The sequence below is a fragment of the Lacisediminihabitans sp. FW035 genome, assembly GCF_054880895.1.
This window is the reverse complement of sequence record NZ_CM142187.1, coordinates 1,878,698-1,894,707: the sequence shown is the minus strand read 5'-3', so window position 1 is coordinate 1,894,707 and position 16,010 is coordinate 1,878,698. Positions and strand designations below refer to the sequence as shown.

Here is a 16,010-nt window from a genome sequence, read left to right as displayed (position 1 = left end):
CACGGTCGCTGAGCGACCTACTCGACCAGCAGAGCTGTCTCGACACGGTCGCTGAGCGACCTACTCGACCAGCGGGCGTCCTTAGGCCAGGGCCACCAGGTCCGCGTAGTCGCGATTCCAGAGGTCCTCGGTGCCATCCGGCAGGATGAGCACGCGCTCGGGGTTGAGAGCTTCGACGGCACCCTCGTCGTGACTGACGAGCACGACGGCACCGGAATAGTTCGCCAACGCATCGAGGATCTCGAGCCGGCTGGCGGGATCGAGGTTGTTGGTGGGCTCGTCGAGCAGCAGCACGTTCGCGCCCGACACGACGATCATCGCGAGGGCGAGACGTGTCTTCTCGCCACCGGAGAGCACACCGGCGAGCTTGGTGGCGTCATCCCCCGAGAACAGGAAAGAGCCGAGAACGCGGCGCGCCTCGGTCTCGGTGATGTTCGGTGAGGAGGACACCATGTTCTGCAACACCGTGCGCTTCACATCGATGGTCTCGTGCTCCTGCGCGTAGTAGCCGATGCGCAAGCCGTGGCCGGGCTCGAGTTGGCCGGTATCCGGCTGGTCGACGCTCGCAAGGATGCGAAGCAGTGTGGTCTTGCCGGCTCCATTGAAGCCGAGGATCACCACTTTGGATCCGCGGTCGATGGCAAGGTCCACCGCCGTGAAGATCTCGAGCGATCCGTAGCTTTTGGAGAGGTTCGACGCCATCAGCGGAGTGCGGCCGCACGGGGCCGGATCGGGGAACCGCAGTTTGGCCACGCGATCGACGGCGCGCACCTCGTCGAGACCGGAGAGCATCTTCTCGGCCCGCCGCACCATCTGGTGGGCGGCGGCGGCCTTCGAGGCCTTCGCGCCGAACTTGGCCGCCTGCATCTGCAGCACACCGGCCTTCTTCTCGACGTTGACGCGCTCCTTCTTGCGGCGCTCCTCATCGGCAGCGCGCTGGCGCTGATAGTTCTTCCAGTTCATGTTGTAGATGTCGATGACCTGGCGATTGGCATCGAGGTAGAACACTCGATTCACGGTGTCTTCGACGAGCTCGACATCGTGGCTGATCACGATCAGTCCGCCCTGGAAGTTCTTCAGGAATTCGCGCAGCCAGGTGACGGAGTCGGCATCGAGGTGATTGGTCGGCTCGTCGAGCAGCATCGTGTCCGCCCCGGAGAACAGGATGCGGGCAAGCTCGATTCGCCGGCGCTGGCCGCCGGAGAGCGTCGAGAGCGGCTGATCGAGGATGCGGTCGGGCAGGCTCAGATTGCTGGCAATGGACGCCGCTTCGGCTTCGGCCGCATAGCCTCCGAGCGCCATGAAGCGGTCCTGCAACTCGCCGTACTGCTTCATCGCCTTCGCGGCGACCTTCTCGTCGGAATCGCCCATGTCGAGCGCGGTCTTCTCCATGCCGATCACGAGCTGGCCAAGGCCGCGGGCATCCAGGATGCGTGTGCGGGCCAGGTCCTCGGGGTTGCCGGAGCGTGGATCCTGCGGAAGATAGCCGATCTCGCCGGTCGAATCGATGGTGCCGCCGGTAGCGAGTTCCTCGCCGGCGAGCACCTTGGTCAGGGTCGTCTTGCCCGCTCCGTTTCGGCCGACCAGGCCGATCTTGTCGCCGCGTTCGACTCTGAAGGTGACGTCCTCCATGAGCATGCGTGCGCCAACACGCAGTTCGAGGTCGTGCACGCTGAGCACAGGCAGAGTCCAATTGTTTGAGTCATCTCGCGACGACGGGAGGGAGGGGTGAACCTCTAGTATATTTCCTCGCGGTCAGGCTGGCTTCGAGGCGGCGTGACGCTGCACCTCGAGCCCGGCGAGGAGCAGCGTGATCCCGAAGTCGAAGGATTCACGGGCGAGAAGCGTCGGGTCGGACTCGACGGCATGCCCAAGAGACACCTCGATGACCACGCCGAGGCTGTCGGCCTGGAGCCGCTGCTGCTCGTGCGACACATGGCCGAGCACGAAATGGAGCAGGGCGGATGCGGCGATGCCACTCGTGCGCGGATCGAAGCCCCCCTGCCCGATCGAGTCGGTGAACAGCGCGTGGGGCAGGTCGGCGCCGAGTCCGAGGGCGAGAGTGCTCGAGACCACTTCCGCCCCATCCCGGAAGGCGAGGAGTGCGTCGCGCAGGGCATAAGCCTCGTCCCTCGTCGTTGATTTCCAGTCCGGGCCGTTGTGCGGCACGGGACGTGCCCGCTCGACGATCCGGTCGGCGATCGACGCAAGGAGGGTCTGCTTGTTCGCGAAGTGCCAATACAGTGCGCTGGGTTGCACATCGAGAGTCGCGCCGAGGCGACGCATCGTCAGGTCGGGTAGCCCGTGAGTGTCGAGGATGCCGAGGGCGGCCGACACCACGTCGTCGCGGGTGTGACGCACGGATCTGGCGCCGACGGTTTCTGGTTGGGGCATCGTGTGGGTAGTCTAACAGCGTCATGAACACCGTTCAGGTGAACACCGTTCAGGATCGCGCCGCCCGGCGCTCCCTCCGCAGCACCGCGTCGAATCGAGCACAGGCCATGGGTACCCGTCCCGCATTCAGCATCCGTGACATCTCCCGTATCGCCGTCTTCGCCGCCATTCTCGCCGTGCTCGGTATTCCTGGTGCCATCCCGGTGTTCGGCGGCGCCGTGCCTATCACCGCGCAGACCCTCGGGGTGATGTTGGCCGGGGCGATCCTCGGATCCTGGAGGGGCGCCGCGGCGGTCGCGGTCTTCGAGGTGCTGGTGCTCGTGGGGCTGCCGCTGCTTTCCGGTGGCCGGGGCGGCATCGCCGTGTTCGCCGGTCCCTCGGTGGGATACCTGCTCGGCTGGATCATCGGCGCTTTCGTGGTCGGACTGATCGCGCGGCCCGGCGACCGGAAGCCCGGCTGGTGGCGCACCGCCATCGGCACCTTCGCCGGTGGAATCGTCGTCGTCTATGCGCTCGGAATCCCCCTCCAGTCGCTCATCACCGGGCTCCCCCTCGCACAGACCGCCCTGACAAGCGCCGTCTTCCTTCCGGGCGACATCCTCAAGGTCGTGGTGGCCACCATCGTCACCCTCGCGCTGTGGAAGGCGTACCCGCGCGCCTTCGAACGAACCACCCACACGGCGCCGGAGCTCCGGCTGGCGGCACACGATGAGGCGGGCGCGCCTGTCGCGCCCGTCGTGACCGATGAGACTCGGGGCGCGAGAGCCGAGTGACTGTCGATCCCGTCGCCCTGTGGTGCGGCCCGGTCTCCCTGACCGAGTCGGAGCTGCGCGACCGGATGCGCCGGGACTCGGCCGCACGGACCCATGCGCCCCATTCCCTCGTCGCGATCTTCGACGACGACAGGGTGAACTCTGTGGTCACTGCCCTCGCGGTGCGCGCGAACGGCGCGATTCCCCTCCTCGGCGACGATCGCTGGACCCCGGAATACCGCGCGCAACTGCGGATGCTCGCAACCGCCGCCGCCGAATACAGAGAGATCGCCTGGGCGGCCTTCAGCTCCGGGAGCAGCGGTTCGCCGAGGGTGATCCTGCGCTCCGAAGCGTCCTGGTCGGCATGCTTCGACGCCGTCAGCGCGCTGATGAGGCTAGAAAGTTCGGATGCGGTCTTCCTCCCGGCTCCGCTGTCATCGTCCCTCTCGCTCTTCTCGGTGGCCCACTCGCGATCGATCGGAGCCGCCGTCGTGCTTCCGAGCACGCAGGGCTTCTCCCTCGCGGACCTCGACCACGCCACTGCCATCCACGGCACCCCGCGATCGCTCCAGGTGATCGTCGAATCACTCGAGAGCGCGTCGAGCTCGCACGGGGTGCGCGTTGCGCTGATCGGGGGCGCACACCTCGAACCGGGGCTGCGCCACCGGGCCGAGGCCCTCGGCATCCGGGTTGTCTCGTACTACGGCGCGGCCGAGCTCTCTTTCGTCACCGTGGACACCGACGGACTCGGCCACCGCGCGTTCCCCGGGGTCGACGTGAGGGTCGAGGCGGGGGAACTCTGGGCACGCTCCCCCTATCTCGCCTCCGGCTATCTCGGCGAAGGGGGCGCGCTGCGGTACGCCCCCGGAGGCTGGGCCACAGTCGGTGACCGTGTCGAGGTCGACAGTGCAGGTCGGATGCATTTCCGCGGCCGTTCGGACGGGGCGATCATCACGGCGGCGGCGACCGTCGTGCCCGAGGACGTCGAATCAGCACTCCGCAGCATCGACGGGGTGGAGGACGCCATCGTCTTCGGCCTCGCCAACGCCACAGTCGGCGCTCTCGTCTGTGTCCTGATCGAGACGACTCCGGGACAAGTCGCGCCGTCGCTGTCAGAGCTCCGCGAGCAGGCCAGATCCCGGCTCGCGCCTTCCCACCTGCCCCGGCGCTGGTATCGGATCGACGCACTTCCGCGGACCTCGTCGGGTAAGCCCGCGCGCGCGGAGGCGCGCCGGGCCATCGAGAATGGGGAGGTGACCCGACTTGACTAGCCCGCACGGCCTTCGCGACGCGAATGGGCCGGTCGTGATCGCCGCGCGGCGAACGCCGATATCCACACGGGGGATGCGCCTCGCACACCTCGCCGTCGACGAACTCTCGTCGGCGGCCATCAGGGCGTGCCTGGACGACGCGGGCCGGCTCGGATCCACGCTCGGCATCGGGGATGTCGTGCTGGGCAACTGCATGGGTCCGGGGGGCAACATCGCCCGCCTGGCTGCCCTTGCGGCCGGTCTCGACGTGAGCGTGCCCGGCATGACTGTCGACCGACAGTGCGGCAGCGGTCTCTCTGCGATCATCACGGCCTCGGACAGCATCCGTGCCGGCGATTCGCGGCTACACCTCGCCGGTGGCGCCGAGAGCGCCTCCACCGCTCCCCTGCGAATCGCCGACGGTGCTCCTTACGCGCGTGCGGCGTTCGCTCCCGAGGGATTCCCCGATCCCGAAATGGGCCCGGCCGCCCAGGATCTCGCGGAGTCGCGCAGCATCGGCCGTGACCGCCAGGACGCCTATGCCTCCCGGAGCCACGCGCTCGCTCTCGAACAGATCCGGCGGGGCGGGTTCGACGACGAGCTGGTCGAGACCGGTGGGCTCTCCCGCGACGACAGCCCACGCGAACGGATGCCCGCCCTGCTCCCCCGCTTCGTCCCGCTGTATCCGGCGCCGGCCGGAGTCGCGAACGGCACAGTGACGGCGGGGAACTCCTGCCGTATCAGCGACGGAGCCGCGATCGTGGCGATGGTACCGTCGCAGCTCCGGGGGACGTCCCCCGGTCTCGCCCTCGTCGCGCACGCCACGATCGGATGCGACCCCGCCCTGCCCGGCATCGGTCCGGTTGCCGCGGTGAACCGGGTATTGGAGCTCGTAGGCGTCTCCCTCGACGACATCGTGGCCTTCGAGATCGTCGAGGCCTTTGCTGCCCAAACCCTCGCCGTGCTCGACGAGCTCGGTCTCGCCCGGCCGGGATTCGTCGATCCCCGGGTCTGCTCGGGAGGCGGCGCGCTCGCTCTCGGGCACCCCTGGGGTGCGAGCGGCGCGGTCAGCGTCGTACGTCTGTTCAGCCGCCTGGTGCGCGAGGGTGCTCCGGCCGGAAGCCTCGGGATCGCCACCGCAGCGATCGGCGGCGGGATGGGCGTCGCTGCTCTGTTCGAGGTCGTGCGGTGAGCAATGAGCGGGCCATCGTCCTCGAAGACGTTTCCGTCGAGTTCGCCGGACGAGTCGCACTCCGCGACGTCTCGGTCAGCCTCGATGTCGAACGGATCGGAGTTATCGGGTCTAACGGTTCCGGAAAGTCCACCTTCGCCCGCCTACTCAACGGCCTCGTCACGCCGACCGGAGGCACGGTGAGGGTGCACGGCCTCGACCCCGTGCGGGACGGCAAACGGCTGCGGCGCGAGGTCGGCTTCATCTTCAGCAACCCCGACGCCCAGATCGTGATGCCGACCGTCACCGAAGACCTGACGTTCTCGTTGCGCGGGCGCGGCCTGACCCGAGCGGAGGTCGCGGATCGGGTGTCCGCGACACTCGCTTCCGTCGATCTCACTGTCCATGCCGACGCTCCGACCCACAGCCTCTCCAGCGGCCAGAAGCAGCTGCTCGCCCTCGGAGCCATCCTCATCGGTGCGCCCGGGCTGGTCGTCGCGGATGAACCGACCGCGCTGCTCGATGCCTCGAATACCCGACGGATCGCCAACCGGCTCCTCGACGAGATGCCCCAGCAGCTCGTGCTCGTCACCCACGACCTGCGTCTCGCTGCCCGTTGCGACATCGTCCTCCGCTTCGAGGCCGGGATGCTGGTCGAACACGGCGAACCGGGGTCGGTCATCGCCCACTACGAGAGCGACAACGCATGATCGTGCTCTACATCCCCGGCTCGAGCATCCTGCACCGGGCGCCGGCCGGAGCGAAGATTCTCGTGTTCGCGATGCTGGCGCTGGCCATTGCCCTCACCGCGCGGAACCTCTGGGCGCTCCCGGCTGCCGGATGCCTCGCGGTGGCGCTCTACCTGAGCGCAGGGTTCGGCATCCGTGTCATCCTGCAACAGGTGTATGCCGCCCGTTGGATCGTGGTGGTGATGCTGGTGACCCAGGCGATCTTCCTGCCGGTGGCGGTCGCCGCCACGAACACCGGGCGGGTGCTCGTCGTGATCGTGCTCGCGGCGCTGATCACGCTCACCACCAGGATCCCCGCCCTTCTCGACGCCACCGAGAGAGCGCTGGCCCCCCTGCGGCGATTCGGCGTCAACCCCGCGGCGGTCGGCCTCCTTCTAGCGCTCACCATCACCGCGATTCCGGTGATCGGAGGGTTCGCTGCCGACATCCGGGAGGCCCGGCGGGCGCGGGGTGTGCCGGTGCGTCCGCAGACCTTCGTGGTGCCGCTGCTGGTGATGTCGCTCAAGCACTCGGATGACCTCGCTGACGCTCTCGCGGCCCGGGGCATCGAATGATGGTCCACGGCCAGGTCATCGACGACCAGACCCGCTGCATCCACTACGGCACGGCGACGGATGTCATCGCGATCAGGTTCTACTGCTGCCGGCTGTACTATCCGTGCCACCTCTGCCACGAGGCATCCGCGGGCCATCCGGCGCTGCAGTGGCCGGTCTCTCAGCGTGACCAGAAGGCCGTGCTGTGCGGGGTGTGCTCACGCGAATTGACCATCGACGAGTATTTCGGCGTGCACGCCTGCCCGGAATGCGGCGCTTCATTCAATGACGGATGTCGGCTGCACCGCCACCTCTACTTCGAGAGTTGAGGGCGCCACGGGGCTGCGACTCGCGGGGGTTGCGCGCCGCGCCCGCCGCGTCGAACCCCACCTCGACCGGGCGGAATTGGCGCCGAATCCGCGGTTTTGGCGCCGATTCCGCCCACTCGCGGGATGGGGGATCTCGCCGAACTGCCGGGCGCGATCGACGGATCGCGCGACGCCTACATCGAGAAGCCGAGGGCCCTCATCATGTCGCGACCGTCATCGGTGATTTTCTCTGGGCCCCACGGCGGCATCCAGATCCAGTTGATGCGGAACTGCTCCACTACACCGTCGAGGGACTGTGCCGTCTGCTCCTCGATCACATCGGTGAGCGGGCAGCCGGCCGAGGTGAGGGTCATGCTGATGATCAGGGCGTCGTTCTCGTCGTCCCAGGTGAGGTCGTAGATGAGGCCGAGATCGACGATATTGACCCCGAGCTCGGGGTCCATGACATCCTTGAGCGCCTCTTCGACCTGGTCGAAGAGCGCGGGTGCGAGTGCGACTGCCATGGCCCTAGCCTAGGCTCGCGGGGGCAAGGAAGCGATCGTAGCCCTCATTCTCGAGGCGATCGGCCAGCTCGGCGCCGCCCTCTTCCGCGACCCGACCGTCGACGAACACATGCACGTAGTCGGGCGTGATGTAACGCAGGATGCGCGTGTAGTGCGTGATGAGCAGCAGGCCGAGCCCGGTGTTCTCCTTGGCGCGGTTGACGCCCTCCGACACGATCTTGAGCGCGTCGACATCGAGACCGGAGTCGGTCTCGTCGAGGATCGCGAATTTCGGCTTGAGCAGCTCGAGCTGCAGGATCTCGTGGCGCTTCTTCTCGCCGCCGGAGAAGCCCTCATTGACGTTGCGGTCCTTGAACGAGGCGTCCATGCGCAGGTTCTTCATCGACTCCGTGACCTCTTTGGTCCAGGTGCGGATGGAGGGCTGCACGCCGTCGATCGCGGTCTTCGCCGTGCGAAGGAAGTTCGTGACCGCCACACCGGGGATCTCGACGGGGTACTGCATGGCGAGGAAGAGGCCGGCGCGGGCGCGGGCGTCGACGGGGAGCGCGAGCAGGTCCTGCCCGTCGAGGGTGACCGATCCGCTCTCCACGTGATACTTCGGATGCCCGGCGATCGTGTAGGCCAACGTGGACTTGCCTGACCCGTTAGGGCCCATGATCGCGTGGATCTCGCCCTCGTTCACGATGAGGTCGACACCCTTGAGAATCTGCTTGGTGCCCTGTTCGGTTTCGACACTCACATGGAGGTCGGTGACTTCGAGTACTGACATGGGAGAACTCCTTGGCGCTTTAGGGGGTGACCACGGGGGTCGGGTCGATGAAGACGTCACCGTCCACGATGGAGACCGCGAAGACGGGAACCGGCTCGTAGGCCGGAAGGGTGATCGGCTTTCCGGTGAGCAGGGAGAACTTGGAGCCGTGCGCCCAGCACTCGAGGGTGTCGTCCTCGACGAAACCCTCGGCGAGCGAGATGTCCCCGTGAGTGCAGGTGTCGCCGATGGCGTGCACGGTGCCGGCCGAGTCTCGAACGACCGCGATGGGGGTGCCGTCGATGACGACTCGAACGGCGGAGCCGAGTTCGATATCGCTTTCGGCGCAGATCTTGATGGTCACTACAGGCTCTTTCGTTCGGGTCAGGCTTCGGTCTGGGTGAGCTCGGCCTCGATGGCCAATTGCAGTCGTTCCTCGAGCTCCGGGGAGCCGATCTTCTGCACGATCTCGGAGAGGAACCCGCGCACGACGAGGCGTCGGGCTTCGTCCTCACGGATACCACGCGCCTGCAGGTAAAACAGCTGCTCGTCGTCGAACCGTCCCGACGCGCTCGCGTGGCCGGCGCCGGCGATGTCACCGGTCTCGATCTCGAGGTTCGGGATGGAGTCGGCTCGCGCACCATCGGTCAGCAACAGGTTGCGGTTCTGCTCGTAGCTGTCGGTGCCGGAAGCTGTCGGGCGGATGAGCACGTCGCCGATCCAGACCGTGTGGGCGCCGGCACCCTGCAGGGCGCCCTTGTAGCTGACGCGCGACTTCGTGTTCGGGGCATCGTGGTTGACGAAGACCTGCTGCTCGAGGTGCTGGCCCGTATCGGCGAAGTACACGCCGTACAGCTCGACATCCCCGCCCTCGCTGGAGAGGTGCGTCGACGGATTGATTCTCACGACCGATCCGCCGAGGGAGACGACGACGTGCTTGAGGCTGGCGTCACGACCAACCTCCGAGAAGTGGCTGGCGAGGTGGATCGCGGAGGCGTCCCACTGCTGCACCGTGACCACGGTCAACCGGGCGCCCTCGTCGAGGATGATCTCGACGTTCTCGCTGAGGAGGGCATCCCCCGTGTTCTGCAGTACGACGGTGCCGACGCTGTGGTGAGTCGCGTGGATGACGGTATGCGCGGCCCGCGCGACGGATCCGAGGGCAGACCGGGAGACGGTGATCTCCGAGGCTTCTTCCCCGGTGATCGTGATGACGAGAGCCGACTCGAAAGCGCTCCAGGCATTGGCGGATGCCCGCTCCTCCGGCTTGCCCGCGCGCCCGATTCGCGAATCCCCGCGCGGCACCCATTCGATGAGAGCAGCGTCACCGGAAACGGAGACTCCGGTGAGCGAGCGGATGTCGCCTTCGAGCGGACCATCGATCAGCGGCTGCACCCGGGCGATCGGCGTGTGCTTCCATTCCGTCTCCTGGCCGGAGACGGCCTCGAAGTCGGAGACGTCGAAGGAAGCGAAACGCGCGGAGCGCACCTGCACGGGCACAAGGCCCCAGCCGCCGTCACTGTGTTGCTTCGAGCCGAGGCGGGAGTGGTCGGGCGCAGCCGCAGGACCCGTGGTGACCGATTCGGGCACGGTTTGAGTGGGAACAGACACCTAGCCGACGCTGCCTTCCATGCCCATTTCGATGAGCTTGTTGAGTTCGAGGGCGTACTCCATCGGGAGCTCGCGGGCGATGGGTTCGATGAAGCCGCGCACGATCATCGCCATCGCCTCGTCTTCGGGCATTCCGCGCGACTGGAGATAGAACAACTGCTCGGCGCTCACGCGCGAGACGGTGGCCTCGTGCCCCATCTGCACGTCGTCCTCACGGACGTCGGTGGTGGGGTAGGTGTCGGAGCGCGAGATGGCATCCACCAGCAGGGCGTCACAGCGCACGGTGTTCGCCGAGTGGTGTGCGCCCTCCGCGATGCGAACCTCGCCACGGTAGCCGGTGCGCCCCCCGCCGCGGGCGATCGATTTCGAGACGATCGACGACTGCGTATACGGCGCCATGTGGATCATCTTGGCGCCGGCATCCTGATGCTGTCCGGGGCCGGCGAAGGCCACCGAGAGCGTCTCCCCCTTCGCGTGCTCGCCGACGAGATAGATCGAGGGGTACTTCATGGTCACCTTTGAGCCGATGTTTCCATCGATCCACTCCATCGTGGCTCCCTCGTGGGCGATGGCGCGCTTGGTCACCAGGTTGTAGACGTTGTTCGACCAGTTCTGGATGGTCGTGTAGCGCACACGGGCGTTCTTCTTGACGATGATCTCGACGACCGCGGAGTGCAGCGAATCCGACTTGTAGATCGGGGCGGTGCACCCCTCGATGTAGTGCACGTAGGAGCCCTCGTCGGCGATGATCAGGGTGCGCTCGAACTGGCCCATGTTCTCGGTGTTGATGCGGAAGTACGCCTGCAGTGGGATCTGCACGTGCACACCCTTAGGCACGTAGACGAACGAGCCGCCCGACCACACGGAGGTGTTGAGTGCAGCGAATTTGTTGTCGCCGGCCGGAATCACCGTGCCGAAGTATTCCTTGAAGAGTTCCGGATACTCCTTCAAGGCGGTGTCGGTGTCCATGAAGATGACACCCTGCTCTTCGAGGTCCTTGTTGATCGTGTGATAAACGACTTCGGACTCGTATTGGGCTGCGACGCCGGATACCAGACGTTGGCGCTCCGCCTCGGGGATGCCGAGCTTCTCGTAGGTGCTCTTGATGTCATCAGGGAGGTCGTCCCAGGTCTGCGCCTGCTTCTCGGTGGAGCGCACGAAGTACTTGATGTTGTCGAAGTCGATGCCGGAGAGGTCCGCGCCCCACGCGGGCATGGGCTTCTTGTAGAAGAGCGCGAGCGCCTTCAGGCGGTTCTTGAGCATCCACTCGGGTTCGCTTTTGAGTGCCGAGATGTCGGCAACAACTTCGGGAGAGATTCCGCGTTTCGCGGATGCGCCGGCCACGTCGGAGTCGGACCAGCCGAACTCATAGATTCCGAGGCTCTCGAGTTCGGGACGGTCGATGAGGATGTCCGACATGATTTCCCTCTTCCTGTTGAAAAAACTCTGTGCCATGGGGCTCTCCCCTATGGCAACCGCAGACGAAGCGGAGGCATTCCCGCGCGCATCCACCGCCGGCGGATCATCACCATGCGCGCCGACTGGGGCGCCTTGCGTATCAACGCCGACACGGTGGCATAGCTGTGTGCTGCTTTCAAGAACGATTCTACAGGGAGCAGAGTGCGAATCAGCGGTGAGTCGTGACCGCTGCTTCGATCGGTGCCTGTAGCTGAACAGTGCGGAACAGCCTGGGGTTCACATCGAGGAGGACGCGAAGCACCCCCACCCAGACGAGAGCGGAGCCGAGCACGTGAATCGCGACAAGGCCGGCCGGCACCCCGATGTTGGCTTGGAGCAGCCCGAGGGCGGCCTGGGCGATCGTCACAATCAGAAACGCGACGACGCGGCGACGCGCGAGAGCAGTATCCGGGAACCCGCGAAGGCTGCCGTACATGGCGACGGCCAACACGATCACCAGGCTGCCGAGCACGCCGTGCACGATCGTGACCTCCGCCCAGACGAAGCCCATGCGCGGAACATCGGCCGAGTCGCCGGAGTGCTGGCCCGAGCCGGTGACCAGCGTCCCCACCACGACCAGTACGAAGGTGGTCGCCACCAGCAGGACGCTCAGGATGGCAGGGGCGCGGGGCGCCGGCGCCCCGGCGGAGGTCTCGGCGATGGCCTGCCGGGCGCGGTGCCAGGTGAGTGTCGTCGTGGTGAGCAGCGCGATCGCCAGGACGAAGTGCATCGCAACGACGTAGGGGTTCAGGCGCGTGAGCACCGAGATGCCGCCGGCGATGGAGTTGGCGACGACGAGCCAGAACTGCGACCAGGCCAGCCGGGTGAGAGTACGGTTGCGCGGCTTCTGCAGGCGAGCAGCGACGATCGCCCAGCCGACAGCAAGGATCAGCACGCCGGTGAGCGCACGGTTCGCGAATTCGATGAAACCGTGGATGCCGAGCTCCGGCGTTGTCGTGAATGACCCGGCATCGCACGCCGGCCAGGTGGGGCAGCCGAGTCCGGACCCGGTGACGCGCACGACGCCTCCGCTCAGCACGATGAAGACGCTCACCAGGAGGGCGGCGGTGGTGCCCCAGCGCAGTGCCCGTGCTCCGAGCGTGTAGCGGCTGGCGAGCCAGGCTAGTGGGGTGACGATGGGTCGGTCCTTCCGGGATCGGCAGTCAGCGTGGGGAGATCAGCGCAGGAGGGTCAGCGCAGTGAGGTCAACAGAGGGTCGATGCCCACCGCGAGGAACAACAGGGTGAGGTAGCTGATGGAGCTGTGGAAGACCCGCATCGGCTTGACCGTGTCGTGACGAATTGCCATCGAATAGAGGCGGTGGGACTCAAAGACGAACCATCCTCCGGCCAGCACCGCCACGACCGTGTAGAGGATGCCCATGTGTGCGACGGGGATCAGCAACAGGGAGCAGGCCACTGTCGCCCACGCGTAGAGCACGACCTGCAGGCCCACGACGGTGCGACCCCGCACCACGGCCAGCATCGGCACATTCACTGACGCGTAGTCGGCCCGGTAGCGCATCGAGAGCGGCCAGTAGTGCGGCGGGGTCCAGAGGAACACGATGCCGAACAGGATGACCGGGGCCCAGCTGAGCGAGCCGGTGACCGCCGCCCAGCCGATGAGGACCGGCATGCAGCCTGCCGCGCCGCCCCAGACGATGTTCTGCGGGGTGCGGCGCTTGAGCACCAGCGTGTAGACGAGCACGTAGAACAGGATCGCGACGAGCGAGAGCGCGGCCGCGAGCCAGTTGACCAGGAGCCCGAGCACCAGGATGGACGCCGCACCGATCACCCAGGCGAACACCAGCGCCTCGCGGTCGGTTAGTTCCCCGGTGACCAGCGGGCGCTTGCTCGTTCGCTTCATGACGCGGTCCATGTCGCGGTCGATGTAGCAGTTGAACGCTCCGGCCGAACCGGCGCTGAGGGCACCTCCGACGAGGGTCCAGAGCACGAGCCAGAGGTTCGGGATGCCGCCCTGCGCCAGGATCATCACCGGCGCGGTGGTCACGAGGAGTAATTCGATGACCCGGGGTTTGGTCAGCGCGAAGTAGGCCTTCGACTTGCGGGCGAAACCGATGCTCCCGCTCGGCTGCCGAGTCTCTACCGCTACGTCCATTGCTCCTCTAACACCCGATCGCACCCGCGAAATAGTCTAAGTGCCCCGGCTGGGAGCTCCTGTCAACCCCTGCCTCACAGACACGACGCTTTCAAACAGCAGAGCACAGCTTTCTCTATACTTGGATGTGCTCGCACGCCGTGCCCCCAGCCCCCGCCGACCTCGTTGGTGATCCGGTCTGCCATGGCCCTGCCGATGTCGTCAGGCGGGCAAGTGCAATTACCTCAGGCGGTGTGACCCACCCGGGACAGACATCGTACGCAACAGAAGGGTCGAATTCTCGTGGCAGCTCTCCAATGGGATCCCATTGACAACACCGCCGTAGACACCGCTCGCATCCTGGCAGCGGATGCTGTCGAGAAAGTCGGAAACGGGCACCCCGGCACCGCGATGAGCCTCGCCCCCGCCGCCTACCTCCTGTTCCAGAAGGTCATGCGTCGCGACCCGAGCGACAGCACCTGGATCGGTAGGGACCGTTTCATCCTCTCTGTCGGCCACTCTTCGCTCACCCAGTACGTGCAGTTCTACTTCGGGGGCTATGGCCTCGAGCTCGACGACCTCAAAGCACTGCGCACCTGGGGCTCCAAGACGCCTGGACACCCCGAGTACGGCCACACCGACGGTGTGGAGATCACGACCGGCCCACTCGGCCAGGGACTCTCCTCAGCCGTCGGATTCGCCTACGCGTCCCGCTACGAGCGTGGCCTGTTCGACCCGGATGCCGCACCGGGCACCAGCCCGTTCGACCACTACATCTACGCGATCGCCGGCGATGGCGACATGCAGGAGGGCGTGACGAGCGAGGCATCCTCGCTCGCCGGCCACCAAGAGCTCGGCAACCTCATCGCGATCTACGACAGCAATCAGATCTCGATCGAGGACGACACCAACATCGCCTTCACCGAAGACGTGAAGGCGCGTTACGAGGCGTACCACTGGCACGTGCAGGTGGTCGACTGGAAGAAGACCGGCCAGTACATCGAGGACGTCCAGGCGCTCAACGATGCGATCGAGGCGGCCAAGGGCGAGACGTCCAAGCCCTCGCTGATCATCCTTAAGACCATCATCGGTTGGCCGAGCCCGAAGAAGCAGAACTCGGGCAAGATCCATGGATCCGCCCTCGGGGCGGAGGAGCTCGCCGCCGTCAAGGAGGTGCTCGGCTTCGACCCCGAGAAGACCTTCGACGTGGACCCGGCCGTTCTCGCCCACACTCGCAAGGCCGTGGATCGCGGCCAGGCCGCCCATGCGGAATGGAACGCACAGTTCGATGCCTGGGCCGCCGCAAACCCCGAGCGCAAGGTGCTTCTCGACCGAATTCTCTCTGGAGATCTCCCCGAGGGCGTCGAAGAGGCGCTCCCCGTGTTCGAAGCGGGCAAAGAGATGTCGACTCGAGCGGCATCCGGCAAGGTGCTCAACGCCCTCGGCCCCGTGATCCCTGAGCTCTGGGGTGGTTCGGCCGATCTCGCCGAGTCGAACAACACCACCATCGAGGGCTCTGAGTCCTTCGTGCCGGCCGAGCATTCGACCCACGAATGGACCGGCAACAAGTACGGCCGCGTGCTTCACTTCGGCATCCGGGAACACGCGATGGGGTCGATCCTCAACGGCATCGTGCTCCACGGGAACACCCGACCGTTCGGCGGCACATTCTTGATCTTCAGCGACTACATGCGCCCGGCCGTCCGACTTGCCGCGCTGATGAAGGCGCCGACCATCTACGTCTGGACCCACGACTCGGTGGCCCTCGGCGAAGACGGTCCGACTCACCAGCCGATCGAGCAGCTCGCGGCACTTCGCGCCATCCCTGACCTCGACATCGTGCGCCCGGGTGACGCGAACGAGACAGCCTGGGCCTGGAAGACCATTCTCGAACGCCGAAAGGGCCCGGCCGGTATCGCGCTGACCCGCCAGAACATCCCGGTGTTCGAGCGCGGTGACGACGCAGCCGACGGCGACACCTTCGCCTCCGCAAAGCACGTCGCGAAGGGCGCCTATGTGCTCGCGGAAGCACCGGGCGGCGCTCCAGACGTCATCTTCATCGCCACCGGGTCCGAGGTGCAGATCGCCGTGGATGCCCGCGAGCAGCTCAAGGCCGACGGCATCAACGCCCGGGTCGTGTCGGCTCCGTGCCTCGAGTGGTTCGAGGAGCAGTCCGCCGAGTACCGCGAGTCCGTGCTTCCGAAGGCCGTCAAGGCCCGGGTCTCCATCGAAGCCGGCCGGGACCTCACCTGGCGCTCTTACGTCGGCGATGCCGGCCGCAGCGTCTCGATCGAGCACTTCGGTGCATCCGCCGACTACAAGACGCTGTTCCGTGAGTTCGGGATGACCACCGAGCACGCCATCTCCGCCGCCAAGGACTCGATCGCCGCCGTCTAGGCGTCGAAAGAAAAGGAA

At 66.3% G+C, this 16,010-nt stretch carries 16 protein-coding genes; 7 read left to right on the top strand and 9 right to left on the bottom strand.

What is annotated here, in order from left to right; translation table 11 throughout:
* Nucleotides 1–81: 81 nt before the first annotated feature.
* Entirely contained in the window at nt 82–1,680 is a 1,599-nt protein-coding gene (locus tag ACVXZ4_RS09090; RefSeq protein ID WP_185204058.1) for an ABC-F family ATP-binding cassette domain-containing protein, read from the bottom strand.
* 75 nt (nt 1,681–1,755) lie between these two features.
* On the bottom strand, nt 1,756–2,394 hold the full coding sequence (locus tag ACVXZ4_RS09085) for a TetR family transcriptional regulator (protein ID WP_461797890.1): 639 nt from the start codon (nt 2,392–2,394) through the stop codon (nt 1,756–1,758).
* A gap of 107 nt (nt 2,395–2,501) precedes the next feature.
* Between ACVXZ4_RS09085 and ACVXZ4_RS09080 the strand changes: the two genes are divergently transcribed.
* Genes ACVXZ4_RS09080 through ACVXZ4_RS09055 form a run of 6 tightly spaced genes read left to right on the top strand, consistent with a single transcriptional unit; the run spans nt 2,502 to nt 7,178 of the window.
* The gene (locus tag ACVXZ4_RS09080; protein WP_461797948.1) at nt 2,502–3,167 is read left to right on the top strand and encodes a biotin transporter BioY; all 666 of its coding nucleotides are present in this window, start codon (nt 2,502–2,504) and stop codon (nt 3,165–3,167) included.
* Entirely contained in the window at nt 3,164–4,417 is a 1,254-nt protein-coding gene (locus ACVXZ4_RS09075) for a class I adenylate-forming enzyme family protein (RefSeq protein WP_461797889.1), read from the top strand. The genes ACVXZ4_RS09080 and ACVXZ4_RS09075 overlap by 4 nt, the downstream gene beginning before the upstream one ends.
* On the top strand, nt 4,410–5,588 hold the full coding sequence (locus tag ACVXZ4_RS09070) for a thiolase family protein (protein WP_461797888.1): 1,179 nt from the start codon (nt 4,410–4,412) through the stop codon (nt 5,586–5,588). Before ACVXZ4_RS09075 ends, ACVXZ4_RS09070 begins: the two co-directional genes overlap by 8 nt.
* Nucleotides 5,585–6,277: an energy-coupling factor ABC transporter ATP-binding protein gene (locus tag ACVXZ4_RS09065; RefSeq protein ID WP_461797887.1), complete on the top strand. Its 693-nt coding sequence runs from the start codon at nt 5,585–5,587 to the stop codon at nt 6,275–6,277. The genes ACVXZ4_RS09070 and ACVXZ4_RS09065 overlap by 4 nt, the downstream gene beginning before the upstream one ends.
* Nucleotides 6,274–6,870 (top strand): energy-coupling factor transporter transmembrane component T family protein, encoded by a 597-nt coding sequence (locus ACVXZ4_RS09060; RefSeq protein WP_461797886.1) that lies wholly within the window; start codon nt 6,274–6,276, stop codon nt 6,868–6,870. The genes ACVXZ4_RS09065 and ACVXZ4_RS09060 overlap by 4 nt, the downstream gene beginning before the upstream one ends.
* Nucleotides 6,867–7,178, top strand: coding sequence for a CHY zinc finger protein (locus ACVXZ4_RS09055; protein ID WP_461797885.1), 312 nt, complete (start codon nt 6,867–6,869; stop codon nt 7,176–7,178). The genes ACVXZ4_RS09060 and ACVXZ4_RS09055 overlap by 4 nt, the downstream gene beginning before the upstream one ends.
* 173 nt (nt 7,179–7,351) lie before the next feature.
* Here the strand turns inward: ACVXZ4_RS09055 and ACVXZ4_RS09050 are convergent, their stop codons facing one another.
* The 7 genes from ACVXZ4_RS09050 to ACVXZ4_RS09020 all read right to left on the bottom strand — a co-directional run bounded on the left by ACVXZ4_RS09050 (nt 7,352) and on the right by ACVXZ4_RS09020 (nt 13,616).
* Nucleotides 7,352–7,681: a metal-sulfur cluster assembly factor gene (locus ACVXZ4_RS09050; RefSeq protein ID WP_185203835.1), complete on the bottom strand. Its 330-nt coding sequence runs from the start codon at nt 7,679–7,681 to the stop codon at nt 7,352–7,354.
* Between the two features lie 4 nt (nt 7,682–7,685).
* Nucleotides 7,686–8,450, bottom strand: a complete 765-nt coding sequence (gene sufC, locus ACVXZ4_RS09045; protein WP_461797884.1) for a Fe-S cluster assembly ATPase SufC — start codon at nt 8,448–8,450, stop codon at nt 7,686–7,688.
* A gap of 19 nt (nt 8,451–8,469) precedes the next feature.
* Nucleotides 8,470–8,787, bottom strand: coding sequence for a non-heme iron oxygenase ferredoxin subunit (locus ACVXZ4_RS09040; RefSeq protein WP_461797947.1), 318 nt, complete (start codon nt 8,785–8,787; stop codon nt 8,470–8,472).
* 26 nt (nt 8,788–8,813) lie between these two features.
* Complete coding sequence (gene sufD / locus ACVXZ4_RS09035) at nt 8,814–10,040, bottom strand: Fe-S cluster assembly protein SufD (RefSeq protein WP_461797883.1); 1,227 nt, start codon at nt 10,038–10,040, stop codon at nt 8,814–8,816.
* Nucleotides 10,041–11,459, bottom strand: a complete 1,419-nt coding sequence (sufB, locus tag ACVXZ4_RS09030; protein ID WP_461797882.1) for a Fe-S cluster assembly protein SufB — start codon at nt 11,457–11,459, stop codon at nt 10,041–10,043.
* A gap of 208 nt (nt 11,460–11,667) precedes the next feature.
* Nucleotides 11,668–12,552, bottom strand: coding sequence for a COX15/CtaA family protein (locus ACVXZ4_RS09025; RefSeq protein ID WP_461797881.1), 885 nt, complete (start codon nt 12,550–12,552; stop codon nt 11,668–11,670).
* 137 nt (nt 12,553–12,689) lie between these two features.
* Nucleotides 12,690–13,616 (bottom strand): heme o synthase, encoded by a 927-nt coding sequence (locus ACVXZ4_RS09020; RefSeq protein WP_461797880.1) that lies wholly within the window; start codon nt 13,614–13,616, stop codon nt 12,690–12,692.
* A gap of 282 nt (nt 13,617–13,898) precedes the next feature.
* Here ACVXZ4_RS09020 and tkt point away from each other — a divergent pair, with 282 nt between their 5' ends.
* Complete coding sequence (tkt, locus tag ACVXZ4_RS09015) at nt 13,899–15,992, top strand: transketolase (protein ID WP_461797879.1); 2,094 nt, start codon at nt 13,899–13,901, stop codon at nt 15,990–15,992.
* Nucleotides 15,993–16,010: the final 18 nt, after the last annotated feature.